The organism is Streptomyces sp. NPDC048197 (assembly GCF_043202395.1).
Lineage (GTDB): Bacteria > Actinomycetota > Actinomycetes > Streptomycetales > Streptomycetaceae > Streptomyces > Streptomyces siderophoricus.
This window is the reverse complement of sequence record NZ_JBIDAJ010000015.1, coordinates 165531-192326: the sequence shown is the minus strand read 5'-3', so window position 1 is coordinate 192326 and position 26796 is coordinate 165531. Positions and strand designations below refer to the sequence as shown.

Sequence of the window (26796 nt, the reverse complement as noted above, 5' to 3'; positions counted from 1 at the left end):
CCGTCCGACAGGAGCCCTGCCCCATGACCGGCAACAGCGCCTTCACCAACCCTGGCGACCGCGAATACCCCATCGAGGAGAGAGACCTCGCCGAGGAGCAGAACGAACACCTCACCTCCGCTCTGCGCACCGTGCGCGACAACCCCAAGGCTCCCTCCGAACTTCAGGACCTCGCCCGCAAGCTGCTCGGCGGCCGTCTTGAGCTCAAGGATGTGCTCGACGATCCGTCCGGGTACCGGGCGCTGACCGACGGGCTTGCCGGGATGCGGGAGAGCTGGCGGTCGATGGCGCCGGAGGACCGGCAGGCGGTGCGGGCGCGGGTCGAGGAGAAGGCCGTGGAGGCGGAGGCCGATGGGGTCGGTGCCACCTACCGGCCTCGGTGAGCGCCTTCCGGGGGCGGCACCGGCAGGCGCAGCCGGAAGAGTGCGCCGCCGCCCGTTGCCGCCTCTGCCGTGAGGTCGGCGGCGTGGGCGTGGGCGATCTGGCGGGCCATGGCGAGGCCCAGGCCGGAGCCGGGGAGGGCGCGGGCGGCGTGGGCGCGGTAGAAGCGGTCGAAGACGTGGGGGAGGTCTTCGGGGGCGATGCCCGGGCCGTGGTCGCGGATGGTGAGGTTCAACTCGCCTGAGGAGTAGTTCAGTTGGGCCTCCACCGGGCCGGCCGGTGGGGAGAACTTGGCGGCGTTGTCGAGGAGGTTGGAGAGCAGGCGGGTCAGGCGGGAGGGGACGCCGGGGGTGGTGACCGGGGCCGCTTCGGGGGCGATGCGGAGGGTGAAGGTGGTTTCCGGCCAGTGTTCGCGGGCGGTGGCCACCGCGTGTTCCAGGAGGGCGGCCGGGCGGACCTGTTCGACCAGCGGCCGGGGCTCCTCGTCCCGGGCGAGTTCGATGAGGTCGTTGACGAGGGTGGTGACCTCGCGCAGCTGCCGGTTCAGGGCCGCCGAGGCGCGGTCGCGCTGGGCGTCGGTCAGGCGGCCGGCGCGGGCGAGCAGTTCGGCGTTGGTACGGAGTGCCGTCAGTGGCGTCCGTAGTTCGTGGGAGGCGTCGGCGACCAGGCGGCGCTGGGCGGTGACGGACTGCTCCAGGGCCGCGAGCATGGTGTTGAAGGTGGCGGCGAGACGGGTGAGTTCGTCCTCGCGGGCGGCCGGGCCGGCCGGCAGCGCGATGCGGTGGCGGGGGTCGCGGGTGGCGGCGATGCGTTCCGCGGTCGCGGTGAGGCGGGCGACCGGCGCCAGGCCCGCCCGGGAGACCGCGTAGCCGAGCGCGGCGGCCAGCAGGATGCCGGCACCGCCGACCGCGGACAGCGCCCAGGCGGCGTGCCGTACGCCGCGTTCGACGGTGTCCGAGCGGAGCGCCACCTGGAGCGCCTCGTGCCCGCCGGGGCGCGGCGCGGTGTACATCCGGACGGGCTGCCCGTCGACGGTCAGGTCGCGGTAGTACGGCGCGTGCCGGCCGGCCGCGACCTGGCGGGTGGCGTCGGAGACCGGCAGGACGGGGTAGCCGCCGCGCGGGTCCTTCGCCGGGTCGGCAGGGACGATCTGGTAGCAGGGCACGGCTTGGTAACGGCAGGAGGCGTCGCTCGCGGTCGGGCCCCAACCGCGGGTGTCGTGGATCTTCTGGGTGGCCGTCTGGGCGAGGTTGAGGTTGAGCTGGCGGGTCATCTGGTAGCTGATGATCACGAAGGCGGCGGCGCAGACACCGACCGCCACCAGGGCGACGGCGGCCGAGGCGGCCAGGGCGAGACGGGTGCGGAGGGGGTAGTGGTGACGCCGCCAGGGGGCGGCGGTGTCCGGGGCCTCGGGCTCCTGTGTTCTGGGCTCCTGGGTTCCGGTCACGCGGCCCGTTTCGTGGGGAGCCGTTCCGTGCGGGTCCGCGCCGTGCGGGCCCGCCCCGTACCCCCCACTCACCGGTTCTCCGGGAGGCCCAGGCGGTAGCCGATGCCGTGCACGGTATGGACCAGGCGGGGCTCGCCGCCGGCCTCCAGTTTGCGGCGGAGGTAACCGACGTACACCGCAAGGGAGTTGGAGTCCGGACCGAAGTCGCGGCCCCAGACGCGCTCCAGGATCATCTCGCGCGGCAGCACCTGGCCCGGGTGCAGCAGGAGCAGCTCCAGCAGCGCCCATTCGGTACGGCTGAACTCCAGCGGGCGGCCGGCGCGGTGGCCGCTGCGGCTGACCGGGTCGACGACCAGGTCGTCGAAGGAGAGCCGGGTGTCCGGGGCGGCGGGGGTCGCCGCCCGGCGCAGCAGGGCCCGTAGCCGGGCCAGCAGTTCGTCCAGCGCGAAGGGCTTGACCAGGTAGTCGTCGGCGCCGGCATCCAGCCCGTCGACGCGTTCGCTGACCGAGTCCAGCGCGGTCAGTACGAGGATGGGCGTGCGGTCGTCCAGCGCACGCAGCCGCCGGCAGACCGCGAGCCCGTCCAGCACCGGCATCATCACGTCCAGGACGATGGCGTCCGGCTGCCAGGCGGCGACCTCCGAGAGCGCGGCCAGCCCGTCGGCGGCGCCGCGGACCGCATAGCCCTCCACGGACAGGCCGTCCTCCACGGCGGCACGCACCTCCGGTTCGTCGTCGACGACGAGGATCTTGGGGGCCGGGGCGGGCCCGGGAGTGGACGGCGGCATGGACATAGGCTGCCAAACACCTCTCTTAGAAGCTTCTTAGGGCACATGGCGAGCGTGGCGGCCATGCGCACACCACTCTCTGTCGTGATCGGGGCGGGTGGCACCGGCGGTCACATCTACCCCGGCCTCGCCCTCGCCGACGCGCTCCGCAGGGCCGTGCCCGATGCCGTGATCTCGTTCGTCGGGACCGAACGCGGGCTGGAGACCCGGTTGATCCCGCAGGCCGGGTACCGGCTGCACACCGTCGACATGATCCCCTTCGACCGCTCGCTCGGCGCCCGACGCTATCTGCTGCCGGCCGCGCTGCTGCGCTCGGGCGCCCAGGTCCGGACGATCCTCAAGGAGCAGGGCGCCCAGGTGGCGGTCGGGATGGGCGGCTATCCGAGCGCCCCGGTGATCGTCGGGGCGCGGCTGGCCGGGCTGCCCAGCCTGATCCACGAATCCAACGCGGTGCCCGGCCGGGCCAACCGGTTCGCGGCCCGCCTGACCCCGCACCTCGCCCTCGCCTTCGACCGCAGCCGGCCGCACCTGGCGGGCGGGGAGCGCGCCGAGACGGTCGGGATGCCACTGGTGGGCCCGCTCGCCGGGCTGGACCGTACGGCGCTGCGGCCGGCCGCCCGGCGGGCGCTGGGTGTCCCGGACGGGGCCCGGTTGCTGCTGGTCAACGGCGGCAGTCTGGGTGCGGCCCGGCTGACCGGGGCGGCGGTGGGACTCGCCGCCCGGTACCGGGCGCACACCGATCTGCGGATGCTGATCAAGACCGGCCCCGCGGCCCTGGAGGAGACCCGGGCCCTGCTGGCGGCGAACGGCGGGGCGGCGGTCGCCGAGGCCGTGCCCTACCTGGACCGGATGGACCTCGCCTACGCCGCGGCGGACCTCGTGGTGTGCCGGGCGGGTTCGGCGACCGTCGCCGAGCTGGCCACGATCGGGATGCCGGCGGTGCTCGTGCCGTATCCGCATGCGCCCGGCGACCACCAGACGCACAACGCGCGGGTGCTCTCCGACGACGGCGCCGCGGTGTTGCTGCCCGACGCCGAGACCACGGCGGAGCGGCTGGACGCGCTGGTCACCCCGCTGCTGACGGACCCCGCCCGACTGGCCGCGATGGGCGCGGCCGCCGACCCCGGCACCCACGCCCGCGCCGCGGACCTGCTGGCCGCCAAGGCCCTGACGCTGGCCGGCCACCACCCCCACCACCTGAGCACCCACCTGAGCACCCACCTGAAGGAGACGGCATGAACGACAGCAACGACAGCAACCGCAGCAATAACAGCAACAGCCCCCATGACAACGGACCGAAGTGGGCCGGGCGGCGGGTCCTGGTCACCGGGGCCGAGGGGTTCATCGGTTCCACCCTGGTCGATCTGCTCGTCGAAGCCGGCGCCGAGGTACGGGCCTTTGTCCACTACAAGCCGTACGCGGAGAAGGGCAATCTGGCGAGCTATCTGAGGCCGGGCGGGCCGGTGGAGATGGTCGCGGGGGACGTACGGGACGCGGGCCGGGTGGCGGACGCGGTCGCCGGCTGTGACACGGTCTTCCATCTGGCCGCGCTGATCGGGATCCCGTACAGCTACGACTCGCCGGGCGCGTACGTGCAGACCAATGTGGTGGGCACGGAGAACGTGGCGGAGGCCTGCCGGCGGCATGCGGTGCGGCGGCTGGTGCACACCTCCACGAGTGAGGTCTACGGGACCGCGCGGACCGCTCCGATCGCCGAGGACCACCCGCTGCAGCCGCAGTCGCCGTACTCCGCCTCGAAGATCGGTGCGGACATGACGGCGCTGTCGAACTGGCACGCCTTCGAGCTGCCGGTGACGGTGGTCCGGCCGTTCAACACCTATGGGCCCCGGCAGTCCGCGCGGGCCGTGATCCCCACGATCCTGGCCCAACTGCACGCCGGCGCCCGGGAGATCAAGCTCGGTTCGCTCACCCCGACCCGGGACTTCACCTACGTCACGGACACCGCGGCCGGGTTCCTGGCGCTGGCCGGCTGCGACCGGGCGCTGGGGCAGGTGGTCAACCTCGGCACCGGGCGGGAGATCGCGATCGGCGCGCTCGCCGAGGCGCTGATCGCCGCCTCGGGGCGGGACGCGGAGGTGGTGGTCGATCCGGCGCGGCTGCGGCCCTCCGGCAGCGAGGTGGAGCGGCTGCTTTCGGACAACTCCCGGGCGCGCGAGTGGTCCGGGTGGCAGCCGGAGGTCTCGCTGGAGGAGGGGCTGAAGCGGACCTCGGCGTGGGTCGCCGAGCATTTGCACCTCTTCGCGGCCGACCGCTACCAGGTCTGATCCGCTACCAGGTCTGATCCGCGTCCCGCTGTTCCCCGGTCCCGGCGGCCCGGTCGGCCCGGTCGGCCTGGCCGTCCAGCCCGGCCAGCCCGCCGAGGAAGAGGGCGGTGAAGTCCCGGCCCCAGTCGGCGTCCACCGGTTCGCCGCTGACCAGGGTGCGGTGCACGATCGCGCCGGCGATCACGTCGAAGATCAGGTCCATGGTGCGGGCGGCGGTCCGCGCGCCGTCCTCGCCGGGGGTGTCGGCCGGCAGTTCGCCGCGTTCCTGGGCCCGCGCCCGGCCCAGCAGGACCAGGCGCTTCTGGCGGTCGACGATGGCCGAGCGGATCCGTTCGTGCAGCGCCTCGTCGGTGGTGGACTCGGCGACCACGGCCATCAGGGCCGTCTTGGTCTCGGGCCGGGCCAGCAGCGCGCCGAACTGCAGCACCACGCCCTCGATGTCGGCCTGCAAGGAGCCCCGGTCGGGGAGTTCGAGCTCGTCGAAGAGGACCGCCACGGCGTCCACGACGAGCTCGTTCTTGTTGGCCCAGCGGCGGTAGAGCGTCGTCTTGGCCACTCCGGCGCGGGCCGCCACCTCGCTCATGGTCAGCCCTCCCCAGCCGAGGTCGACGAGGGCGGCACGGGTGGCGCTGAGGATCGCGTGGTCGGTCTCGGCGCTGCGCGGGCGGCCCGTGCGGCCCTTCCTCGGGCTGGCGGAGTGGTGCATGCGGGCGACCATACCGGCCGGTAAGGGCCCCGGCGGGGAGCCCCGTGAGGGAGATCACGGAGCTCGGGGCCGGAACCGGTTGTTGCGCGGGGGCGACGGCGAGTTACGCTACGACCCGTAGCGTAAGACTGGCATCCTCCTCCGGACACGGATCCGTCTTGAGCGACAACCACCGGCCTGGGTGGGGACCCGAGGCCCGCATGTACGGCCCTTGGGGCCGACCGCAGTACCGAGTACCACCCCGGCGCTCCGGCAGCCGGAAACGCTGACCACGTCGACCGACCGCACCGCTTTCCGGATCGCTTTCCGGAACGGGCCGCCCAGGGGGGAGGATGGACCCATGCAGCCACGCAATATGTCCATGAGCGGAGTCGTCGACCTCGCAGCGGTGAAGGCGGCCGGGGAAGCGAAGCAGAAGGCCGAGCAGGCGCGCGCCGAGGCCGCCCGTACGGGCCGGGCGCCGGCCGGCGGGGCCCGCCTGGTGTACGACGTCGACGAGGCCGGGTTCCAGCAGGACGTCCTGCAGCGCTCCACCGAGGTCCCGGTGGTCATCGACTTCTGGGCCGAGTGGTGCGAGCCGTGCAAGCAGCTGGGCCCGCTGCTGGAGCGCCTCGCGAACGAGTACGCCGGTGCCTTCGTCCTGGCGAAGATCGACGTCGACGCCAACCAGATGCTGTTCCAGCAGTTCGGGGTGCAGGGCATCCCGGCGGTCTTCGCGGTGGTCGCCGGGCAGCCGATCCCGCTGTTCCAGGGTGCGGCCCCGGAGGCGCAGATCCGGCAGGTGCTGGACCAGCTGGTGCAGGCCGCCGAGCAGCAGTTCGGCATCGTCGGTGCCCAGGTCGACGCGCAAGGGGCGGCCGAGCAGGCGGCCGCCGCGCCCCCGCCGGGTCCGTACGACGCACTGCTGGAGGCCGCCAGCCAGGCGCTGGACGCCGGTGATCTGGGCGGTGCCGTCCAGGCGTACAAGAACGTCCTCTCCGACGACCCGGCCAACCCGGAGGCCAAGCTCGGCCTGGCGCAGGCCGAGCTCCTGCAGCGGGTGCAGGACCTGGATCCGCAGGCGGTGCGCAAGGAGGCCGCGGACAACCCGGCCGACGTGCCGGCGCAGATCCGCGCCGCGGACCTGGACCTGGTCGGCGGACATGTCGAGGACGCCTTCGGCCGGCTGGTCGAGACGGTGAAGCGGACCGCCGGGGACGACCGGGAGGCCGCGCGGCTCCGGCTGCTGGAGCTGTTCGAGGTCATCGGCGCGGAGGATCCGCGGGTGACGGCGGCGCGTACCGCGCTCGCCCGGGTGCTGTTCTGACCCACTGTCCTACGAGGCGTCCGCTTCTGACCAGGCGTCCGCTTCTGACCTGTACGACCTCCAGGCGTTGACCAAACAAACGAAGCAGCGGCCACGTTTTACCTAAACTTGGTAAACGTGGCCGCTGTTACTTGGAGTAAGTCAGAGCGACCCCCTTGCGGCACTGTGTCCGCAATTGCGCGATGTCTCTTCGCGGTGAGTGGCGACCGTATGTGTCGGGCCGGTGTCGGTCGGTCGTCACGTGGTTATCAGCCCGTTACCCGCAAGTAACGAGCCCCTTGTGCACGGGCCGTGAATGGACCACGATCGGCCACGCTCGGTCCATTCCCGCAGCCCGGCATCCGGTCGGCGCGACGGGGCACTTGGGTCCCCACCGAGTGGTCGGCGGCAGTGGCGCCGGCCGTGGACAGGGGGGTCTCTGCCCTTCGGCGGAGCCTGTCCAAGGAGGTTGCGCGAGAGCGTGGCCAGTGGTTGTCGCTCGGGGGTGATCGCCGGTATTCGGAACACGATGTGCCTCCGAGAACGGGCGCTCTCCTTCCCGAGGACGTAGCACTTCTCCCATCCCAGGTACCGCCGTCCCAACTCGGGCGGCAGATACCGGAGATGTACGTCCGAGAAGGAGGAAAGTCATGGAGTCCCTGGCTCGTGGCGGGACCAGATGGAAGCGGTTCGCCGTTGTCATGGTGCCGAGCGTGGCGGCGACCGCCGCGATCGGCGTCGCCCTGTCGCAGGGTGCCCTTGCGGCGTCGTTCAGCGTGTCCGGCCAGCAGTTCAAGGTCACGACGGACCGTCTGGACGGCACCGGCTTCGTTCAGTACGGAGCCATTGACGCCCAGAAGGGCGGCAAGGCTGTCCCGGTGGCGGTCTCGGCGTTCTCCAACGCCAAGATCAAGAACCTGTGCCAGTCGGTGGTCGTTCCGGTCCCGGTCTTCGGCGATGTGTCGCTGAAGCTGTCGGCCGGTGGTGGAAGCACGCCGGTGGAGGCGAAGAACCTCTACATCGACCTCGATCAGCTGGACGCGGACGCGACCTTCAACAACATCAACATCGGTGTTGCTGCGGGATCGACGTCCAAGGGCCCCGGCATTCAGAAGGGCGACAAGACCGACCCGGGCTCGTTCGCCCAGGAGGCCGACTCGGCCGTGCTCACCCACGTCAAGCAGACGGCGTGGGCCACGACGGCCGGCACCTTCAAGCTCAGCGGCCTGAAGATGAGTGTCGCCAAGGGCAAGAACGAGTGCTACTGACGCACTGAGCGTACGGGCGCGGGGCCTCACGCCAGTGCGGTGGCCCACGCCGTTCCCCGTGCCCGTACGCCGGGTAGCGCTTGGTAGACATCTCAGCTCAGAACCACCGATTTGCCAGTCCCGAGGAGCTGTACGACATGAGCGCCGAAACGCGACCAAGGCTGATCGAGTCCGTCGGCCGGAAGCGGATTTCGTTCCGGGAGTGGCGCGGACACCGCCCGTTCTGGGGCGGGTTGCTGACCCTGCTGGCCGGTCTGCCGATCATGTACATCCCTTACGCGAACCTCACGATCGGTTCCCTGACCGTCCGCATGTCCACCACCGCCGGCGCCGGCTCGCTGATCATCGGCGTTCTGCTGGTCGTGCTCGGGCTGACCATGTGGTTCCAGCCGGCCTCGCGGGTCTTCGCCGGTGTGGCGGCGATCCTGCTGGCCCTGGTCTCCATCGTCGTCTCGAACTTCGGCGGTCTCGTGGTCGGCTTCCTGATGGGGCTGATCGGCGGTGGCCTGGGCGTCGCCTGGGCACCGGGCGCGCCGGAACAGAGCGGGGACGACGCGGGCGAGCCGGTCCGCAACGTCGCCGGGCCGGTGGTCGCGACGGACCCCGCCCGTGGGTCGGGCAACGGACTGGACGACCTGTCAGGAACGAGCCCGATCAATGAAACGAACGGGAGGCACCGTGCCGGGTGACGAGCTGCATGAGGAGAACGCAGCCGCCGGGGCGAGAACCGGGCCGAGGCACGCGGCGCCGAAAAAGCCGCTGCTGACTCGGCTCCACGTGCCCGCGGGCAAGGCGATCGCGATCGCCGCCATGCCGTCCGCCGTCCTCATGGGCATGGGGCTGACGCCCCAGATGGCGATCGCCAAGCCGGCGCCGCCCAAGAGCCCCTTCAAGGACGGGCCGTGCGTCACCGCTCCGGACAAGGTGGACGGACAGGACGGCAAAAAGGCCAAGGACGGCGCGAAGGACAACAAGGCCGGCGGATCGGCGAAGGACGACAGCACGCCGTCCGCCAAGCCCTCGGCCACGCCGTCGCCCTCGGCCGGCAAGCAGGCGGACAGGACACCCGAGGCCACGCCGTCCGGCTCCGCCTCGAAGACCGACGAGCCCTCGGGCTCCGCGACCCCGTCGCCGTCGGCCTCCGAGGAGAAGAAGGACGACGGGGGTCTGCTGGGCGGGATCGGAGACGCGCTCGGCGGTCTCCTCGGCGGGGGCTCGTCGGACGACGACAAGGCCTCCGCCTCGCCGAGCACGACGCCGTCCCCCTCGCCGTCGGCCTCGGCGTCGAAGGAGTCCACCTCCGGCGACGCGGCCAAGGACACGGCGTCCGCCGGCGACCAGGCCAACAGCCCGGTCAAGGACACCCTCGGCGGTCTGACGGACGGCGCCAAGCGGGCCGCTGACCCCAAGAACGGGTCGAAGACGGTCAACGACACCGTGCACGGCGCGGTGGGCACGGCCGACAACGCCCTGCCCGGCGGCGGTCTGGACGGCAAGGACGCGGACGGCAAGAAGTCCTACCCCTGCGTCGTCGAGAACAAGCAGAAGGGCAAGGACGAGCAGACGCCCGTCACCCTGCCCGACGACCCCTGGCACCTGGAGTCCAGCGGTCTGACCCTGCGCGGCCTCGACTACGAGGGCGTCGTCAACGTCACCACGCAGAGCGGCCACACCAAGCAGGCCCTGAAGTTCACCGCGGACAGCGTGGACATCGGCGACCTGCACCAGATCGTGGACGACAAGGCGTCCGGCAAGCACTACCACGTCCGGTCCACGCCCCACTCCAAGTCCACGATCCGCGGCGGCAAGGTGACCATGTACACCGAGCGGCTGCAGGCCAACCTCTTCGGGCTGATCCCGATCGTCTTCGATCCGGAGCACCCGCCGCCGCTGAACATCTCCTACGCGTACTTCACCAAGGTGAAGCTCGACCAGGCGGGCCAGTTCGGCGGCAACCTCACCGTCCCGGGCATGAACGTGTCCATCGAGGACTGACCGGGCACACCACCCGGCCGGAACTTTCCGGGAGCCGCGGAAACGGCGGTGGGCCGTCCCTCCAAGAGGGGCGGCCCACCGCCGTTTCGCCGTACGGGAGCGTCAGCCGCGGCCGCCGCCGAGGTGGTGCACCCGGACCATGTTGGTGGTGCCGGGGACGCCGGGGGGCGAACCGGCGGTGATGATCATGGTGTCGCCCTCGCTGTAGCGCTGGAGCTTGAGCAGCTCGGCGTCCACCAGGTCGACCATGGCGTCGGTGTTGTCGACGTGCTCCACCACGAAGCTGTCCACGCCCCAGCTGAGCGTGAGCTGGTTGCGGGTGGAGACGTCGGTGGTGAAGGCCAGGATCGGCTGGACCGCGCGGTAGCGGGACAGCCGGCGGGCGGTGTCACCGGACTTGGTGAAGGCCACCAGCGCCTTGCCGTTGAGGAAGTCGGCCATCTCGGCGGCCGCCCGGGCCACCGAACCACCCTGCGTACGCGGCTTCTTGCCGGGGACCAGCGGCTGCAGGCCCTTGGAGAGCAGCTCCTCCTCGGCCGCCTCGACGATCTTCGACATCGTCTTGACGGTCTCGATCGGGTACTGGCCGACCGAGGACTCCGCGGAGAGCATGACCGCGTCGGCGCCGTCGAGGATGGCGTTGGCGACGTCGGACGCCTCGGCGCGGGTCGGCCGGGAATTGGTGATCATCGACTCCATCATCTGGGTCGCGACGATCACCGGCTTGGCGTTCCGGCGGCACAGCTCCACCAGGCGCTTCTGCACCATCGGGACCTTCTCCAGCGGGTACTCCACCGCCAGGTCACCACGGGCGACCATGACGGCGTCGAAGGCCATCACGACCTCCTCCATGTTGGCCACCGCCTGCGGCTTCTCCACCTTGGCGATGACCGGCACCCGGCGGCCCACCTGGTCCATGACGCGGTGCACGTCCTGCACGTCCTTGGCGTCCCGGACGAAGGACAGCGCGACCATGTCGCAGCCCATCTTCAGGGCGAACTTCAGGTCCTCGATGTCCTTCTCGGACAGTGCGGGGACGTTCACCGCGGCGCCGGGCAGGTTGATGCCCTTGTGGTCGGAGATGACCCCGCCCTCGATGACGATGGTGCGCACCTGCGGGCCGTCGACCTCGACGACCTGCAGCGCGACGTTGCCGTCGTTGATCAGGACCGGGTCGCCCTTGGAGACGTCACCGGGCAGGCCCTTGTAGGTCGTGCCGCAGATGGTCTTGTCGCCGGGGACGTCCTCGGTGGTGATGACGAACTCGTCGCCGCGCACCAGCTCCACCGGGCCGTCGGCGAAGGTCTCCAGACGGATCTTGGGTCCCTGGAGGTCGGCCAGCACGCCGATGGCGCGGCCGGTCTCCTCCTGGGCCTTGCGGAGTCGGTGGTACCGCTCCTCGTGCTCCGAGTGGGTCCCGTGGCTCATGTTGAAACGGGCCACATTCATACCGGCCTCGATCAGCGTCTTCAGCTGCTCGAAGGAGTCGACGGCGGGGCCCAGGGTGCAGACGATTTTGGAACGGCGCATGGCTTGGATCCTATCGGTTTGTTTCAGAGCGGAATATTCCGGTAGGCGAAAACACCAACGTCTAGGCGTTGACCAGGGCGTATGTCTGCTGGGCGATCTCCAGTTCCTCGTCGGTGGGCACCACGGCGACCGCGACCCGGGCGTAGTCGGGCGAGATCAGCCGCGGCTCGCCGGAGCGTACGGCGTTCAGCGTGGCGTCCACGGCCAGGCCCATCTCCGCAAGGCCGGCGACGGCGGCCTCGCGCACCGGGGCGGCGTTCTCCCCGACGCCCGCGGTGAAGGCCACCGCGTCGACCTTGCCGAGCACCGCGCTGTAGGCGCCGATGTACTTCTTCAGCCGGTGGATGTAGATGTCGAAGGCGAGCCGGGCCCGCTCGTCGCCCTCGTCGATCCGGCGGCGGATCTCCCGCATGTCGTTGTCGCCGCACAGCCCCACCAGCCCGCTCTTCTTGTTGAGCAGCGCGTCGATCTCGTCCGTCGACATCCCCGCCACCCGCTTGAGGTGGAAGGTCACCGCCGGGTCGATGTCGCCGGACCGGGTGCCCATGACCAGGCCCTCCAGCGGCGTCAGGCCCATCGAGGTGTCCACGCAGCGGCCGCCGGCCACCGCCGAGGCGGAGGCGCCGTTGCCCAGGTGCAGCACGATGACATTGACCTCGGAGGGGTCCTTGCCCAGCAGCTCGGCGGTCTTGCGGGAGACGTACGCGTGCGAGGTGCCGTGGAAGCCGTACCGGCGGATGCGGTGGGCGTCGGCGGTCGCCACGTCGATGGCGTAACGGGCCGCGTGCTCCGGCATCGTGGTGTGGAAGGCGGTGTCGAAGACGGCGACCTGCGGCAGGTCGGGGCGGAGCGCCCGGGCGGTCCTGATGCCGGTGATGTTCGCGGGGTTGTGCAGCGGGGCGACCGGCACCAGCCGCTCGATCTCCGCCAGGACCGCGTCGTCGATCACGGTCGGCGCGGTGAACTTCAGCCCGCCGTGCACCACCCGGTGCCCGATCGCGGCCAGCTCGGGGGAGTCCAGGCCGAGGCCGTCGGCGGCCAGCTCCGCGGCGACCGCCTTCAGCGCGGCGTCGTGGTCGGCTATCGCGCCCTCGGTCTCCCGCTTCTCCCCGCTGGCCGCCAGCGGGGTGTGCACCAGACGCGAGCTCTCCTCGCCGATCCGCTCGACGAGCCCGACGGCGAGCCGGGTGCCCGCGGCGGAGCCGCTGTCCGGCTCCGCGCCCATGTCGAGCAGCTGGTACTTCACCGACGAGGAGCCGGAGTTGAGGACGAGGACGCGGGTGGCAGTGGCAGACATCTGGTGCTTTCCGGTGGGTTGCGGGAAGGGCTTTGCGGCTCAGGCGGTGGGTCCGGCGCCGGGCCGGGCACCCTGCGCCTGGATGGCGGTGATGGCGACGGTGTTGACGATGTCCTGCACCAGCGCACCGCGCGAGAGGTCGTTGACCGGCTTGCGCAGGCCCTGCAGGACCGGGCCGACGGCGACCGCACCGGCCGAGCGCTGCACGGCCTTGTAGGTGTTGTTGCCGGTGTTGAGGTCCGGGAAGATCAGCACGGTCGCCTTGCCGGCCACGTCGGAGTCCGGCAGCTTGGTCCGCGCGACCGCCGCGTCCACCGCCGCGTCGTACTGGATCGGGCCCTCGACCTTGAGGTCGGGGCGGAGCTCCCGGACCAGCTCGGTGGCCTTGCGGACCTTGTCGACGTCCGCGCCGGAGCCGGAGGTGCCGGTGGAGTACGACAGCATCGCGATCCGCGGCTCGACGCCGAACTGGGCCGCGGTGGTGGCGGACTGGATGGCGATGTCGGCCAGCTGCTCGGCGTTCGGGTCCGGGTTTACCGCGCAGTCGCCGTAGACCAGCACCCGGTCGGCCAGGCACATGAAGAACACCGACGAGACGATCTGCGCGTTCGGCCTGGTCTTGATGACCTCGAAGGCCGGGCGGATGGTCGCGGCGGTGGAGTGCACCGCGCCGGAGACCATGCCGTCGGCCAGGCCCTCCTGGACCATCAGCGTGCCGAAGTAGGAGACGTCGGCGACCACGTCGTAGGCCAGCTCGTAGCTGACGCCCTTGTGGGCGCGCGCCTTCGCGTACAGCTCGGCGAACCGCTCGCGCAGCTCGGAGGTCTGCGGGTCGATGATCTGGGCGTCCGCCAGGTCGATGGCCAGGTCGGCGGCGCGCTTGCGGATCGCCTCCTCCTCGCCCAGCAGCGTCAGGTCGCACACGTCGCGGCGCAGCAGCACGTCGGCGGCGCGCAGCACCCGCTCCTCGGTGCCCTCGGGGAGGACGACCCGGCGGCGGGCGGACCGGGAGCGCTCGATCAGCTCGTGCTCGAACATCATCGGGGTGACCCGGCCGGAGCGGGCCACCGAGATCCGGTTGGTCAGCTCGACGGTGTCCACGTGCCGCTCGAAGAGGCCCAGCGCGGTCTCCGCCTTGCGCGGCGAGGCGGCGTTGAGCTTGCCCTCGATGGCGAACAGCTCGGCGGCGGTCGGGAAGGAGCCGCCCGGTACGGAGACCACCGGGGTGCCGGGGGCGAGCCGGCCGGCCAGCGCCATGATGTCGGGGCCGGGCCGTTCGTCGAGGGTGAGCAGCACACCGGCGATCGGCGGGGCCCCGGCGCTGTGCGCGGCGAGCGAGCCGATGACCAGGTCGGCCCGGTCGCCGGGGGTCACCACGAGGCAGCCGGGGGTGAGGGCCGGCAGGAAGGTCGGCAGCATGGCGCCGCCGAAGACGAAGTCGCGGGCGTCCCGGGCCAGGCCGGAGTCGTCGCCCAGGAGTATCTCGGCGCCGAGGGTGTGCACGATCTGGCCGACGGTCGGCGCGGAGAGCGAGCCGTCCTCGGGGAGCGCGTAGCAGGGCACCGGCAGCCGGGCGGCGAGCCGCTCGACGACCGCCTCGCGCAGCTCGGGGGCCACCCGGTTGACGATCACGGAGACCACGTCGCAGCCCAGCGACTGGAAGGCGCGGTAGGCGTTGCGGGCCTCGGCGCGGACCGACTCGGCCTCCTGGCCCTGGCCGCCGACGACGGCGATCAGCGAGGCGCCGAACTCGTTGGCGAGCCGGGCGTTCAGGCTCAGCTCGTCGGGCAGGCTGGTGTCGGCGTAGTCGGAGCCGAGGACCAGGACGTACTCGTAGTCGCGGGCCACCGCGTGGAAGCGGTCGACGAGGTGGGAGACCAGCTCGTCGGTGCCGCGCTCGGCCTGGAGCGCGGCGGCCTCGTCGTAGCCCATGCCGTATACGGTCTCGGGGGACTGGGCGAGCCGGTAGCGGGCCCGCAGCAGGTCGAAGAGGCGGTCCGGTCCGTCGTGGACCAGCGGGCGGAAGACCCCCACCCGGTCGACGTGGCGGGTCAGGAGTTCCATGACTCCCAGCTCGACGACCTGGCGGCCGTCACCGCGGTCGATACCGGTCACGTATACGCTGCGCGTCACGCGTGCACTCCGTCCATTCCGTTGGTCGCAAGGTCAAAATTGGCCGTTATGGTGGGCTTGCCCCTCTTGACAATACCTGCGCGTGTGGCTAGGTCGCCCCTCCAGTTTCCCTTGAGGCGGCCGGGCGGGGACAGTAGGGGTGGGGTCGATGTGTGCGGCCGGGACCCGTCGGGCCCGTGAAACAATCGGACCGGCTCAGGAACCCACAGCGAGCACAGGAGACACAGCACGATGCGTATCGGAGTCCTCACCGCAGGCGGCGACTGCCCCGGCCTGAACGCTGTGATCCGGTCCGTCGTCCACCGCGCCCTCACCGGCCACGGCGACGAGGTCATAGGTTTTGAGGACGGCTTCGCCGGCCTGCTCGAAGGCCGCTTCCGCAAGCTGGACCTGGAGGCGGTCAGCGGCATCCTCGCCCGCGGCGGCACCATCCTCGGCTCCTCCCGGCTGGAGCGCGCCCGGCTGCAAGAGGCCTGCGAGAACGCCAAGGACCACTCCAAGGACTACGGCATCGACGTCCTGATCCCGATCGGCGGCGAGGGCACCCTCACCGCGGCCCGGATGCTGTCGGACGCCGGACTGCCCGTCGTCGGCGTGCCCAAGACCATCGACAACGACATCTCGTCCACCGACCGGACCTTCGGCTTCGACACCGCCGTCGGCGTCGCGACCGAGGCCATCGACCGCCTCAAGACCACCGCGGAGTCCCACCAGCGGGTCATGGTCGTCGAGGTGATGGGCCGGCACGCCGGCTGGATCGCGCTGGAGTCCGGGATGGCCGGCGGCGCGCACGCCATCTGCCTGCCCGAGCGCCCCTTCGACCCGGCCGACCTGTGCGCGATGGTCGAGGAGCGGTTCGCCCGCGGCAAGAAGTTCGCGGTCATCTGCGTTGCCGAGGGCGCACACCCGGCGCCGGGATCCATGGACTACGGCAAGGGCGCCATCGACCAGTTCGGCCACGAGCGCTTCCAGGGCATCGGCACCGCCCTCGCCCGCGAGCTGGAGCACCGCCTCGGCAAGGAGGCCCGGCCGGTCATCCTCGGTCACGTCCAGCGCGGCGGCACCCCGACCGCCTACGACCGGGTGCTCGCCACCCGCTTCGGCTGGCACGCCGTCGAGGCCGCGCACCGCGGTGACTTCGGCAGGATGACCGCACTGCGCGGCACGGACATCACGATGGTGCCGCTGGCCGACGCGATCACCGAGCTCAAGACCGTGCCGGGGTGGCGGATGGACGAGGCCGAGTCGGTCTTCTGAGCCGGCCCCGCCCCGTACGGCGGCGGACCCGAACACGGCGGTGAACCCGAACACGGCGGCGCGCCTCCCCCGGCAGGGGAAGGCGCGCCGTCGTGCAGGGACCGCCTCACTCGGCGCCGATCGCCTCCAGCATGTTCAGCCGGGCCGCCCGGCGGGCCGGCCACAGCGCCGCCAGCACCCCGACCACCAGCGCGATCAGCAGGAACAGCGCCAGCCTGCCCCAGGGCAGCACCATCTCGTACGTCGGGAACGACGAGCCGACCAGGCTGCCGCCGGCCCAGGCCAGGAAGATCCCGACCCCGATGCCGAGCACCGCGCCGAACAGCGAGATGACCACCGACTCCAGCCGGACCATCTGCTTGATGCCGGTCCGCGCCAGGCCGATCGCCCGCAGCAGTCCGATCTCCCGGGTCCGCTCGAACACCGACATCGCCAGGGTGTTGACCACACCGACGACCGCGATGATCACGGCCATGCCCAGCAGTCCGTAGACCATGTTGACGACGGTGTCGATCTGGCCGGCGTTCTCCTTGCGCAGGTCGTCGCGGGTCTGGACCTTCAGCAGCGGGCTGTCGCCGAGCGCGTGCCGGATCTCCTTGGTCAGCGCGGGGGACGCGCCGTCCGCCGCCTTCACCAGCAGGTCGTCGTTCTTCACGCGGGACAGGTGCGGGTCGACCAGCGAGACATCGGCGAAGGACTCCCCGAGCATCTCGTTGTCCTTGTAGACGGCGGCGACCTTCAGCCGGGTCGGCCGCTTCTTGGCGCCCTCGGGGCCTTCGCCGAACCGGGCGCTCACCGTGTCGCCGGCGTGCCAGCCGTGCCCCTTGGCGTCCGTCTGCGAGACCGCGATCCCACCGGCCCGGACGGCGTCCAGCGAGCCCTCGGTGAACGTGAGCCGGGTGACCTTGTCGATCTGGCTGAGGTCGGTGCCGCGGAGGTAGACGAAGCCGCCCCCGCCGCTGCCGTCGGTGCTGAAGCCCGTGCCGCGCAGCGGCGCCGTCGCCTCGACGCCCGGGACCTTCGCCACCTTCTTCGACAGCTCGGGGTCCAGACCGACGTAGGTCGAGGTGTTGATCCGGTAGTCCGCGGTCAGTCCGTCGGCCGCCATCTTGTCCATGCCGAGCTGCGCCGAGTGGCCCACCACGGTCATGCCGGTGATCAGGGTGAGCCCGATCATCAGCGCGGACCCGGTCGCCGCGGTACGGCGCGGATTGCGCAGCGCGTTCTCCTTGGCCAGCTTCCCGGCGACCCCGAACAGCCGGGTGGTGACCAGCCCGGCCAGCGAGACCAGCGGCCGGGACAGCAGCGGTGCCAGCACGATCACGCCGGTCAGCGTCAGCGCCGAGCCGGCCATGGCGATCGGCAGGTCGTCGCCGCTGTTCAGGGTGGAGACGTACAGCATCACCGCCACGCCCAGGCCGGTGAGCAGCAGACCGAGGACGTTGCGGAGGACCAGACTGCGCGGCGCGGGCGGCGCCTCGACGGTGGTCAGCGCCTCCACCGGCGCGATCCGGGCCGCCTTGCGGGACGGCAGCCAGGCGGCGAGCACGGTCACCACGACGCCCACGGCCAGCGCGGCCAGCACCGTGTTGGGGGCGATGACGACCGGGCCGTCGGGGAAGCCCGCGCCGTTGGCGTTCAGCACCGCCCGCAGGCCCACCGCGATCCCCAGCCCCAGCGCGAAGCCGACGACCGAGGAGATCAGGCCCAGCAGCGCCGCCTCGGCGAGCACCGAGCGCACCACCTGGCGGCGCGAGGCGCCCACCGCGCGCAGCAGCGCGATCTCCCGGCTGCGCTGCGAGATCAGCATGGTGAAGGTGTTGGCGATGATGAACACCCCGACGAACAGGGCGATTCCGGCGAAGGTCAGCAGGGTCGTGCTCAGCGCGCTGTTCTGCTGGGCGATCATCCTGGACTGCTCGGCCGCGAGGGTGCTGCCGCTGGTCGCCTGGGCACGGCCCTTCGGCAGCAGCTCACGGACCTTGGCGGTCAGGGCCTGCTGGTCGGTGCCGGGCGTCGCCGACACGACCAGCTCGTCGAACTGGCCGGGGTACAGATAGAGCCGCTGTGCGGTGGCGGTGTCGAAGAGCGCCAGGCTGCCGCCCGCGGTCACCTGCGGGTCGTCGCTGCGCACGATGCCGACCAGCTTCTTCTTCAGCAGCGGCCCGTCGGTGGCGAACCGTACGGTGTCGCCGAGCGTGACCCCGGCCGCCTCGGCGGTGGACTCGGCCAGCGCGATCTCGCCGCCGTTGGCCGGGCCGCGGCCCCGTACGAGCGGGTAGCGGGGGTCCGTGCCGTCCTTGCCCGGGCGGTAGTTGACCGCGCGGTTCTGCCAGCCGTTGCCGACCGGCTGGTCGTCGCGGCCGGCCAGGGTGGCCTGGCCGGTGACGTCCGGCCGTACCGCGGCCACGCCCGGCAGGGCGCGGATCCGGTCCGCCAGCCGGTCGTCGAGGGCGGTGGCCCGCTTGCCGTCCTTGGCGGCCCCGACGGCATCGGGGCCTTCGGGGGCGTCGTCGATGGCCTGGACGGAGACGGCCACGTCCTTGAGGTTCTTGGCGGAGGCGTTCTTGACGGCCTCGCCGACGGTGTCGCTGAAGATCAGGGTGCCGGCGACGAAGGCGACGCCGAGCAGGACCGCGAGGGCGGTCATCAGCAAACGGGCTTTGTGCGCAAGGACGTTGCGCAGTGCGGTACGCAGCATGGTGGTGGTGTCAGTCCTGGGTCCGGGGGCTCGGGATACGTAGGGGGCGGGCGGGGCCGCGTCGGCTCGTCCGGCCCTCGGTCAGCTGGTCCGGCCCTTGGCGTCGAACAGCCGCATGCGGTCGAGCACCGCGTCCGCGGTCGGGTCGTGCAGCTCCTCGACGATCCGGCCGTCGGCCAGGAAGACCACCCGGTCCGCATAGCCGGCCGCTACCGGGTCGTGGGTGACCATCACCACGGTCTGTTCCATCGCCCGCACCGACTCGCGCAGGAAGCCCAGCACCTCGGCGCCGGAGCGGGAGTCGAGGTTGCCGGTCGGCTCGTCGGCGAAGATGATCTCCGGCCGGGCGGCCAGGGCCCGGGCCACCGCGACCCGCTGCTGCTGGCCGCCGGAGAGCTGGGCCGGCCGGTGCGCCAGCCGCCCGCCCAGCCCGACGGTCTCGATGACCGCGCTGACCCACTCCCGGTCGGGCTTGCGGCCCGCGATGTCCATGGGGAGGGTGATGTTCTCCAGCGCGGTGAGCGTGGGCAGCAGGTTGAACGCCTGGAAGATGAAGCCGATCTTGTCGCGGCGCAGCCGGGTCAGCTGCTTGTCGTTGAGCGAGCCCAGCTCGACGTCCCCGATCCGGGCCGAACCGCCGGAGATCTTGTCCAGGCCCGCCATGCAGTGCATCAGGGTGGACTTGCCGGAGCCGGACGGGCCCATGATCGCGGTGAATCGGGCCTTGCCGAACTCCACGGAGACGGAGTCCAGCGCCACCACCCGGGTCTCCCCGTGCCCGTAGACCTTGCTCAGGTCGGTGGCGCGGGCGGCGACGGCGCCGGTGGTGCGGGTGGGTGCGAATGAGCCGGGAAGGCCCGGGACGGCGGCCGGGTGGGACACGGGGACTCCTGGAAGGGGACGGGAAATGCGACGTCCTCATTCTCGAAGGCGCAGGTCACCGTGGTCGTCGGCCCCAAGGACCGAAAGCCGGGCCGATCGGAAGAGTGATGTCGGCCTCCGGTGTCCTCCTCTGGGGGGACGGCCCTACGACCTGGGAGCGACGGGATCCCTCAGGGTCGCCCGGGCGCTGCCGGCCCCGGGGCCGTGCGCCTCACCGGCCCGCGGCCGTGCGCGGTCAGGACAGTTCGCCGACCCGGGCCCAGAACTCGGCCAGGATGTCGTCGAGGAAGGCGCGCCCCGCCTCGCCCGACTCCCCGGTCCCGTCGCCGCCGCCCCAGTTGAGCGTGGCCGCCATCGACGCCTGGTAGTCGGCGTGCAGCGCCTGCAGGACCTCCTGGATCCGCTGCTTGGGCAGCGGGACGAGCTTGCCGACCGGCCGGACGTACGCCTGCCAGCGGGTGGAGGCGGCGCTGGTCAGCAGCTCGGCGAGCCTGGTGTCCTGGCCGGTGAAGCGGAGCAGGGCGGGCAGCGGCAGGTCCAGCGCCTCGACCAGTGCGGCGGCCTGGCGCTCGGTGCCGCCCCATTTCCCGCCCGCCTCCAGACGTTCGTACCCGGCCGGGTCCATGCCGATCCGCAGGGCGAGCGCGTCCGGTGCGAGGCCGGCCGCGAGGCGGTACTCGCGCAGGGTGCCGGGCGCGCCCAGCAGTTCGCCCGGCGCACACCACAGGGCGCCGGCGAGCGCGGTCAGTTCGGATTCCGTAGGAGCGCTTTCCCCCAATTCCCAGGACGCCACCGTGGCCGGGGACACCGGAATTCCATAAGCGGCGCGAATTCCGTAGGCGACATGGGCGGGGGTCATGCCGAGGGCCTCGCGGAGCCGGCGGGCGGCGGTGGCGTCGAAAGGGGGCCTGCGCGGCTCCCCGGCGTGCGTGTTCACCGGCACACGGTAAGTGACGATGTGGCTTCGCACCTATCGTGTGGAAACCCAAGGATGAAAGTCGTAGGAACCTCCGAGCCAGTCGCTTTTTCTCGGCCGGGGCGTGAAGATTTCCGGCCGATCGGCCGCTCACCAGCGCCGACCGGCCCACCGCTCCTTCACTACCCCTTCACTGCGCCGCCCAGTGCGAAACCCCCGCCGAGCCGCCGGGAAATGAGGACGTACAGCAGCACGACGGGTGTCGAGTAAAGGAGGGAGAATGCCGCGAGTTCACCGAACGCGATGGCTCCGTAATTGCCGAAGAAATTGAAAATGCTGACCGACGCGGGCAGTTGCTCCGGGGAGAGCAGCAGCATGAACGGCACGAAGAAATTGCCCCACATCATGATGAAGGTGTAAATGGCGACCACTGCGAGTCCGGGCCCCATCAGTGGCAGGATCACCCGCAGCAGGGTCTGCCGCCAGGACGCGCCGTCCGTCCACGCCGCCTCCTCCAGGGCCCGCGGCACCCCGTCCATGAAGTTCTTCATCAGCCAGACGGCGAACGGGAGTTGGGCCGCGGCCAGGAACAGCGCGGTGCCGTAGCGGGTGTCGATCAGGTTGATCTGCACGAACAGCCCGTACACCGGCACCATCACCGCGGTGATCGGCAGACACGTCGAGAACAGGATGGTCAGCAGGTACGGGCGGGCGAAGCGGGAGCGGAAGCGGGACAGCGGATAGGCGGCCAGCGCCGCGCAGACCACGGTGAGCAGGGTGGCGCCGCCGCAGATCAGCAGGCTGTTGAGCATCGGCGTGAAGGTGATCTCGTCGGTCAGCACCGCCGAGAAGTTCCCCAGCGTCGGCGAGGTGGGCGGCCGCACCCGCAGCGTGGCGTGCGCGTCCAGCGACGCCAGCACCAGCCACAGCAGCGGTACGGCGAACGCCACCGCGACGGCCAGCAGTCCGGCGTCGGCGGCCAGTTGGCGGACCACCCGCCGGGGGAGGGGCAGCGGCACGGCGTCAGACCTCCTCGCGCATCAGGCGCAGCCAGCCGGCCGCGAACACCGCGCCCACCAGCAGCAACAGCAGCGCCACCGCGGTGCCGTAGCCGATCAGCGACTTCAGGAACGCCTGGTCGTACATGAACACCGGCAGCGTCCGGCTGCGGTTGCCCGGGCCGCCCCGGGTCATCGCCCAGATCAGCCCGAAGACGGAGAGCGTCTGCAGGGTGTTGAGCATCAGGTTCGTGCCGATGGAACGGCGGATCATCGGCAGCGTGATGTGCCACAGCCGGCGCAGCCCGCCCGCGCCGTCCACCTCGGCGGACTCGGTGACCTCCGGCGGGATCGCGGACAGCGCCGCGGAGTAGATCAGCATCGAGAACGCCGTACCGCGCCAGACGTTGGCGAACGACACCGCGAGGATCGGCAGCGTGAACAGCCAGTTCTGGGTGGGCAGATGGAGCCAGGCGAGCACCGCGTTCAGGGTGCCGCGCCGCTCGAAGAACGTGTACAGCAGGAAGCCGGCGACGATCTCCGGGAGCACCCAGGCGGTGATCACCACGGCGCCGGTCAGCGCCCGCACGGGACGCGAGGCGCGCCGCATCAGACCGGCCAGCGCCAGCCCGAGGGTGTTCTGCCCGAGGATCGAGGAGACCACCGTGAACACCAGCGTCAGCACCACGGCGTTGCGGAACCCCGGATCGCCGAACGCCCGCCGGAAGTTGGCCAGGCCCACGAACGACGCCGACTCCTGGCCGGTCAGCTGGGTGTCGGTGAAGGCGAGGTAGACGCAGTACGCGATCGGGCCGGCCAGGAAGAGCAGCAGCAGGACGGTGGCCGGGAGCAGCGGCGACCAGCGCAGCAGGTGGGTGCGCACCGGGACGGCCCGCGGCCTGCGGGGGCGGGCGGCGGTCCGGCTGCCGGCGACGGTGCCGGTCACGGCCGGGCGACGGTCCGGCCGTCCACGATCGCGCCGAGGCCCTGGTCGTAGTCCTTGGCCGCCTCGGCCGGGGAGGAGTCGTCGGCGGTGACCGCCTCCATCGCCTCCCCGATCGCCGCCGCGACCTTCGGGTACTCGGGCAGCGCGGGACGGAAGTGGCTGACCTTCACCAGCGAGGTGAAGAAGCCGATGCCGGGGACGGACTTCAGATAGCGCGGATCGGCCGCGACGTCCTTCCGCACGGAGATCTGCGCACCGCGTACGCACCACTCCAGGGCGTTCGCCCTCGACTGGAAGGTCTGGATCAACTTCCAGGCCAGATCGGGCTGTTGGGCCCGCTGAGGTATCGACCAGGTCCAGCCGCCGGCCAGGCTCACCGTGCCCGGCGGTTCACCGTGCCGGGTGGGGAACGGCGCCTGGCCCAGCGTCGTCGACCACTGCGGCCAGGGGTTGCCGCCGCCGGTCTTCTGCCACTGCTGGCCCAGCCACGAGCCGTCCAGGTCGATCGCCAGCTTCTCCTCGGGGAGCAGCTCGGCGGCCACATTGGTCTGGATGTTGGGGCTGAGCGCGTCGGACACGTCGGGGCCGAGCTTCTCCTTGTAGACGGTGTCGATGAAGGCCAGGCTGTCCCGGAAGCCCTTGCTGCCGGTGACCCACTTCTTGGCCGCCGGGTCGTACAGCGGGTCCTGTCCCGTGCCGTACAGCAGCATCTCGAAGCCCTGCATCACGGCCGCCTCGCCCGCGCCCTTGCCGGTGAAGACGTTCAGCGGGATCACCCCGGGGACCTTCTTCTTGACCGTCCGGGCCGCGGCCAGCACCTCGTCCCAGGTCCTCGGCCGCCAGTCCGCCGGCAGCCCGGCCCGGCGGAAGATCTTCTTGTTGAACCACAGCCCGCGGGTGTCCGTACCGTCCGGGACGCCGTACGTCTTCCCGTCCTGCCCGCGGGCCGCGGCCTTCGCGGCCGGCTCGAACTGCCGCCAGTCGGCCCAGGTCCTCACCTGTGCGTCCAGCGGCCGCAGCAGTCCCGCCTTGATGTCGGAGTTGACCAGGAAGGTGTCCTCGTAGACCAGGTCCGGGGCGGTCCTGGGGGAGCGCATCATCTGCTGGATCTTGGCGTAGTAGTCGTTCTCCGACGCCTGGATCGGGATCAGCCGGACCTTCTTGCCCGGGTTGTCCTTCTCGAACTGCCGGGCCACCAGGCGGATGTAGTCGTCCCGGACCGTGACCTTGGCGTTGGTGTCCTTGATGAAGGCGACCTTGACGGTGTCCTTGTCGCTCCCGGACCCGCTGCCGCAGCCGGTGAGCGTCCCGGCGGCCACGACGGCGGCGGCGAGCAGAATCAGCGGAGCGGTGGGGCGCACGGCAGACCTCCTGCGGGACCACGGTCAACTCACGGTCAACTCACCATGGGGTGCGGCCTGCTGAACGTAAGTCACCGGTCACAGCGGGTCAATGGCCCGACCAGCGGTAGCGCAATTCGGGCCGGCCGACCTGGCCGTACTGCGGCGCCCGGACCGCCCGGCCGCCGTCCACCAGATGCTCCAGATAGCGGCGCGCGGTGATCCGGGAAATGCCCACGTCGGCGGCGGCCTCGGCGGCGGTCAGCCCGTGCTCGGCGGCCCGCAGCACATCGGTCACCGCCCGCAGGGTGGCCGCGGTCAGCCCCTTGGGCAGCGCGGCCGGCCGCGGGGCGCGCAGGGCGGCGATCGCCCGGTCCACCTCGTCCTGTCCGCTGGCCTCCCCGCTGGTGGCGCGGAACTCGGCGTACCGGGTGAGCCGGTCCCGCAGCGTGGCGAAGGTGAACGGCTTCAGCACGTACTGCACCACCCCCAGCGAGACGCCCTCCCGGACCATCGTCAGATCGCGGGCCGAGGTGACCGCGATGATGTCGGCGCCGTGCCCGGCCGCGCGCAGCGTCCGCACCAGCTGCAGCCCGTGCCCGTCGGGCAGGTACAGGTCCAGCAGCAGCAGATCGACCGGGTGCTGGTCGAGGTGGCGGCGGGCGTCGCCCATGGAGTGCGCGGTGCCGGACACGGTGAAGCCGGGCACCCGCCCGACGTACAGCGCGTGCGCGTCGGCGGCCACCGGATCGTCCTCGACGACCAGCACCCGGATGTCGGAGGGTCTCACCGCCGCCCACCTCCCTCGACCGGGCCGGCCGGCCCGCCTGCCCGCATCATGCCGTCGTCCCGGTCCGCAGCGGCAGCCGTACGGTGAACCGCGCGCCGCCCTCCGCCGCCCGGTCCAGGGTCACGGTGCCGCCGTTGCGCCGCACCGCCTGCCGCACCAGGGCCAGCCCCAGCCCGCGGCCGGCCGCGCCCTGCTTGGTGCTCCAGCCCCGCCGGAAGATCTCCTCGGCGGCCTCCGCGGCCACCCCCGGCCCGTTGTCCGCCACCCGCAGCATCAGCTCACCGCCGTCCGCGCGGGCGCTGACCCGCACCTGCGGCGGTTCGTCCGGGGCGTGCTCCGGGCCCGGGGCCGCGGCGTCGATGGCGTTGTCGAGGAGGTTGCCCAGCACCGTCACCAGGTCCCGGGCCGGCAGCCCGGGCGGCAGCACCCCGTCGTCGATCCGGCTGTCCGGCGTCAGTGTCAGCTCCACCCCGCGCTCGTTGGCCTGGGCGGCCTTGCCCAGCAGCAGCGCGGCCAGCACCGGCTCGGCGACCGCCCCGACGACCTGGTCGGTCAGCGCCTGTGCCAGTTCCAGCTCGGCGGTGGCGAACGTAACCGCCTCCTCGGCCCGGCCCAGCTCGATCAGCGAGACCACGGCGTGCAGCCGGTTGGCGGCCTCGTGCGCCTGCGAACGCAGTGCTTCCGCGAAGCCCCGCACCGAGTCCAACTCGCCGGAGAGCGCCTGCAGTTCGGTGTGGTCCCGCAGGGTGACGACGCTGCCGCGCTGCTCGCCGCCGGAGACCGGCGCGGAGTTGACCACCAGCACCCGGTCGCGGGTCAGATGCAGCTCGTCGACCCGCGGCCCGGACGCCAGCAGCGCCTCGGTCAGCGGCTCCGGCAGCCCGAGCTCGGTCACCGCCCGGCCCACCGCGTCCCCGGAGAGGCCCAGCAGCTCCCGCCCGCCGTCGTTGATCAGCGCGACCCGGCGCCGCCCGTCCAGCATCAGCAGCCCCTCGCGCACCGCGTGCAGCGCCGCCTGGTGGTAGTCGTGCATCCGGCCGAGTTCCTGGGCGTTCATGCCGTGGGTGTGCCGGCGCAGCCGGGCGTTGATCACGTAGGTGCCCGCACCGCCCAGCACCAGCGCCGCCGCGGCCACCCCGACCACCGCGAGCACCTGCTCGCGCAGCTGCCGGCTGATCGTCTTGATCGTGATCCCCGAGCTGACCAGCGCGGTGATCCGGCCGCCGGCCCGCGGATCGCGGACCGGGGCGACCACCCGCACGGACGGGCCGAGCACGCCCAGGTGCGTCTCCGGGAAGATCCGGCCGTGCAGCGCCGGACCGATGTGCCCCAGGTACTTCCCGCCGATCGCGGACGGCTGCGGATGCGTCCAGCGGGTCCCGTCCGGAGCCATCACCACCACGAAGTCCACCCCCGCGTCCCGTCGCAGCCGCTCGGCGTACGGCTGGAGCGTGGCCGTCGGGTCCTTGGTGCGGGCCGCCGCCACCACGGCCGGGGAGTCGGCCACGGCGGTGGCCGCCGCGGTCGCCTGCCGCCGCGCCGTCTCCTCCGCCTGCCGCCCGGCACTGAGGTACGCGAACACGGCGCAGCCCACGACGACCACCGCGACCAGCACCACCTGCATGGCGAAGAGCTGGCCGGCCAGACTGCGCGGACCGCGCAGCCGGCCGGGCCACCGGGGCCCGCGGGATCGGGGGAGTCGCATACGGAACAGTCTGCCGGGTCACTTTTGCGTGAACGAAATGCACGTAAGGGTGACGGGCGCCACACCGGCCCTGCATAGTCACCGGGACTCGTTGAGCGCCGGAGCCGCAGACCAGGCGCAGGACCGTAGACCGTCAGGAGGCAGCC

General features: G+C 71.8%; 22 protein-coding genes. 8 read left to right on the top strand and 14 right to left on the bottom strand.

The window, feature by feature from the left end:
* Positions 1-23: 23 nt before the first annotated feature.
* A complete protein-coding gene (locus ACGF4C_RS21265; protein ID WP_393568263.1) occupies positions 24-383 on the top strand; it encodes a hypothetical protein in 360 nt (119 codons plus the stop codon).
* Here the strand turns inward: ACGF4C_RS21265 and ACGF4C_RS21260 are convergent.
* On the bottom strand, positions 368-1828 hold the full coding sequence (locus ACGF4C_RS21260) for an ATP-binding protein (protein ID WP_393568261.1): 1461 nt from the start codon (positions 1826-1828) through the stop codon (positions 368-370). The two genes, ACGF4C_RS21265 and ACGF4C_RS21260, sit on opposite strands and share 16 nt — an antisense overlap.
* A gap of 68 nt (positions 1829-1896) precedes the next feature.
* A complete protein-coding gene (locus ACGF4C_RS21255; RefSeq protein ID WP_393568259.1) occupies positions 1897-2622 on the bottom strand; it encodes a response regulator transcription factor in 726 nt (241 codons plus the stop codon).
* Between the two features lie 57 nt (positions 2623-2679).
* Between ACGF4C_RS21255 and ACGF4C_RS21250 the strand changes: the two genes are divergently transcribed.
* Both ACGF4C_RS21250 and ACGF4C_RS21245 read left to right on the top strand, forming a co-directional pair.
* Complete coding sequence (locus ACGF4C_RS21250; RefSeq protein ID WP_393568257.1) at positions 2680-3855, top strand: glycosyltransferase; 1176 nt, start codon at positions 2680-2682, stop codon at positions 3853-3855.
* Entirely contained in the window at positions 3852-4901 is a 1050-nt protein-coding gene (locus ACGF4C_RS21245) for a GDP-mannose 4,6-dehydratase (RefSeq protein ID WP_393568256.1), read from the top strand. The genes ACGF4C_RS21250 and ACGF4C_RS21245 overlap by 4 nt, the downstream gene beginning before the upstream one ends.
* A gap of 4 nt (positions 4902-4905) precedes the next feature.
* On the opposite strand, the gene ACGF4C_RS21240 is transcribed toward ACGF4C_RS21245, so the two are convergent.
* Positions 4906-5619, bottom strand: a complete 714-nt coding sequence (locus tag ACGF4C_RS21240) for a TetR/AcrR family transcriptional regulator (protein ID WP_393568255.1) — start codon at positions 5617-5619, stop codon at positions 4906-4908.
* Between the two features lie 328 nt (positions 5620-5947).
* On the opposite strand from ACGF4C_RS21240, the gene ACGF4C_RS21235 reads away from it, so the two are divergent.
* From ACGF4C_RS21235 to ACGF4C_RS21220, 4 genes are all read left to right on the top strand, one after another.
* A complete protein-coding gene (locus ACGF4C_RS21235) occupies positions 5948-6913 on the top strand; it encodes a tetratricopeptide repeat protein (RefSeq protein ID WP_393568253.1) in 966 nt (321 codons plus the stop codon).
* A gap of 629 nt (positions 6914-7542) precedes the next feature.
* Entirely contained in the window at positions 7543-8160 is a 618-nt protein-coding gene (locus ACGF4C_RS21230) for a DUF6230 family protein (RefSeq protein ID WP_030415642.1), read from the top strand.
* A 137-nt stretch (positions 8161-8297) separates the two neighbouring features.
* Positions 8298-8849 carry a DUF6114 domain-containing protein gene (locus tag ACGF4C_RS21225; RefSeq protein ID WP_393568251.1) on the top strand — a complete coding sequence of 184 codons (552 nt, stop codon included), beginning with the start codon at positions 8298-8300 and terminating at the stop codon, positions 8847-8849.
* Positions 8839-10155 carry a hypothetical protein gene (locus ACGF4C_RS21220; RefSeq protein WP_393568302.1) on the top strand — a complete coding sequence of 439 codons (1317 nt, stop codon included), beginning with the start codon at positions 8839-8841 and terminating at the stop codon, positions 10153-10155. Before ACGF4C_RS21225 ends, ACGF4C_RS21220 begins: the two co-directional genes overlap by 11 nt.
* 102 nt (positions 10156-10257) lie before the next feature.
* Here the strand turns inward: ACGF4C_RS21220 and pyk are convergent, their stop codons facing one another.
* The 3 genes from pyk to pta all read right to left on the bottom strand — a co-directional run bounded on the left by pyk (position 10258) and on the right by pta (position 15115).
* Positions 10258-11685 (bottom strand): pyruvate kinase, encoded by a 1428-nt coding sequence (gene pyk / locus ACGF4C_RS21215; RefSeq protein WP_030415645.1) that lies wholly within the window; start codon positions 11683-11685, stop codon positions 10258-10260.
* Positions 11686-11746: 61 nt separating this feature from the next.
* A complete protein-coding gene (locus ACGF4C_RS21210) occupies positions 11747-12982 on the bottom strand; it encodes an acetate kinase (RefSeq protein WP_393568249.1) in 1236 nt (411 codons plus the stop codon).
* Between the two features lie 39 nt (positions 12983-13021).
* Positions 13022-15115, bottom strand: coding sequence for a phosphate acetyltransferase (gene pta, locus ACGF4C_RS21205; protein ID WP_393568247.1), 2094 nt, complete (start codon positions 15113-15115; stop codon positions 13022-13024).
* Between the two features lie 231 nt (positions 15116-15346).
* Here pta and ACGF4C_RS21200 point away from each other — a divergent pair, with 231 nt between their 5' ends.
* Entirely contained in the window at positions 15347-16372 is a 1026-nt protein-coding gene (locus ACGF4C_RS21200; RefSeq protein WP_393568246.1) for an ATP-dependent 6-phosphofructokinase, read from the top strand.
* A 106-nt stretch (positions 16373-16478) separates the two neighbouring features.
* Here the strand turns inward: ACGF4C_RS21200 and ACGF4C_RS21195 are convergent, their stop codons facing one another.
* From ACGF4C_RS21195 to ACGF4C_RS21160, 8 genes are all read right to left on the bottom strand, one after another.
* Complete coding sequence (locus ACGF4C_RS21195) at positions 16479-19073, bottom strand: ABC transporter permease (RefSeq protein ID WP_393568244.1); 2595 nt, start codon at positions 19071-19073, stop codon at positions 16479-16481.
* Positions 19074-19154: 81 nt separating this feature from the next.
* On the bottom strand, positions 19155-19955 hold the full coding sequence (locus ACGF4C_RS21190) for an ABC transporter ATP-binding protein (RefSeq protein WP_362141765.1): 801 nt from the start codon (positions 19953-19955) through the stop codon (positions 19155-19157).
* A 235-nt stretch (positions 19956-20190) separates the two neighbouring features.
* A complete protein-coding gene (locus ACGF4C_RS21185; protein ID WP_393568242.1) occupies positions 20191-20898 on the bottom strand; it encodes a helix-turn-helix domain-containing protein in 708 nt (235 codons plus the stop codon).
* Between the two features lie 155 nt (positions 20899-21053).
* Entirely contained in the window at positions 21054-21890 is an 837-nt protein-coding gene (locus ACGF4C_RS21180) for a carbohydrate ABC transporter permease (protein ID WP_393568240.1), read from the bottom strand.
* A 4-nt stretch (positions 21891-21894) separates the two neighbouring features.
* Entirely contained in the window at positions 21895-22815 is a 921-nt protein-coding gene (locus ACGF4C_RS21175; protein ID WP_393568238.1) for a carbohydrate ABC transporter permease, read from the bottom strand.
* Complete coding sequence (locus ACGF4C_RS21170; protein WP_393568237.1) at positions 22812-24176, bottom strand: extracellular solute-binding protein; 1365 nt, start codon at positions 24174-24176, stop codon at positions 22812-22814. The genes ACGF4C_RS21175 and ACGF4C_RS21170 overlap by 4 nt, the downstream gene beginning before the upstream one ends.
* Before the next feature lie 88 nt (positions 24177-24264).
* Entirely contained in the window at positions 24265-24945 is a 681-nt protein-coding gene (locus ACGF4C_RS21165) for a response regulator (protein ID WP_030415655.1), read from the bottom strand.
* A gap of 46 nt (positions 24946-24991) precedes the next feature.
* Entirely contained in the window at positions 24992-26650 is a 1659-nt protein-coding gene (locus ACGF4C_RS21160) for an ATP-binding protein (RefSeq protein WP_393568236.1), read from the bottom strand.
* Positions 26651-26796 lie beyond the last annotated feature (146 nt).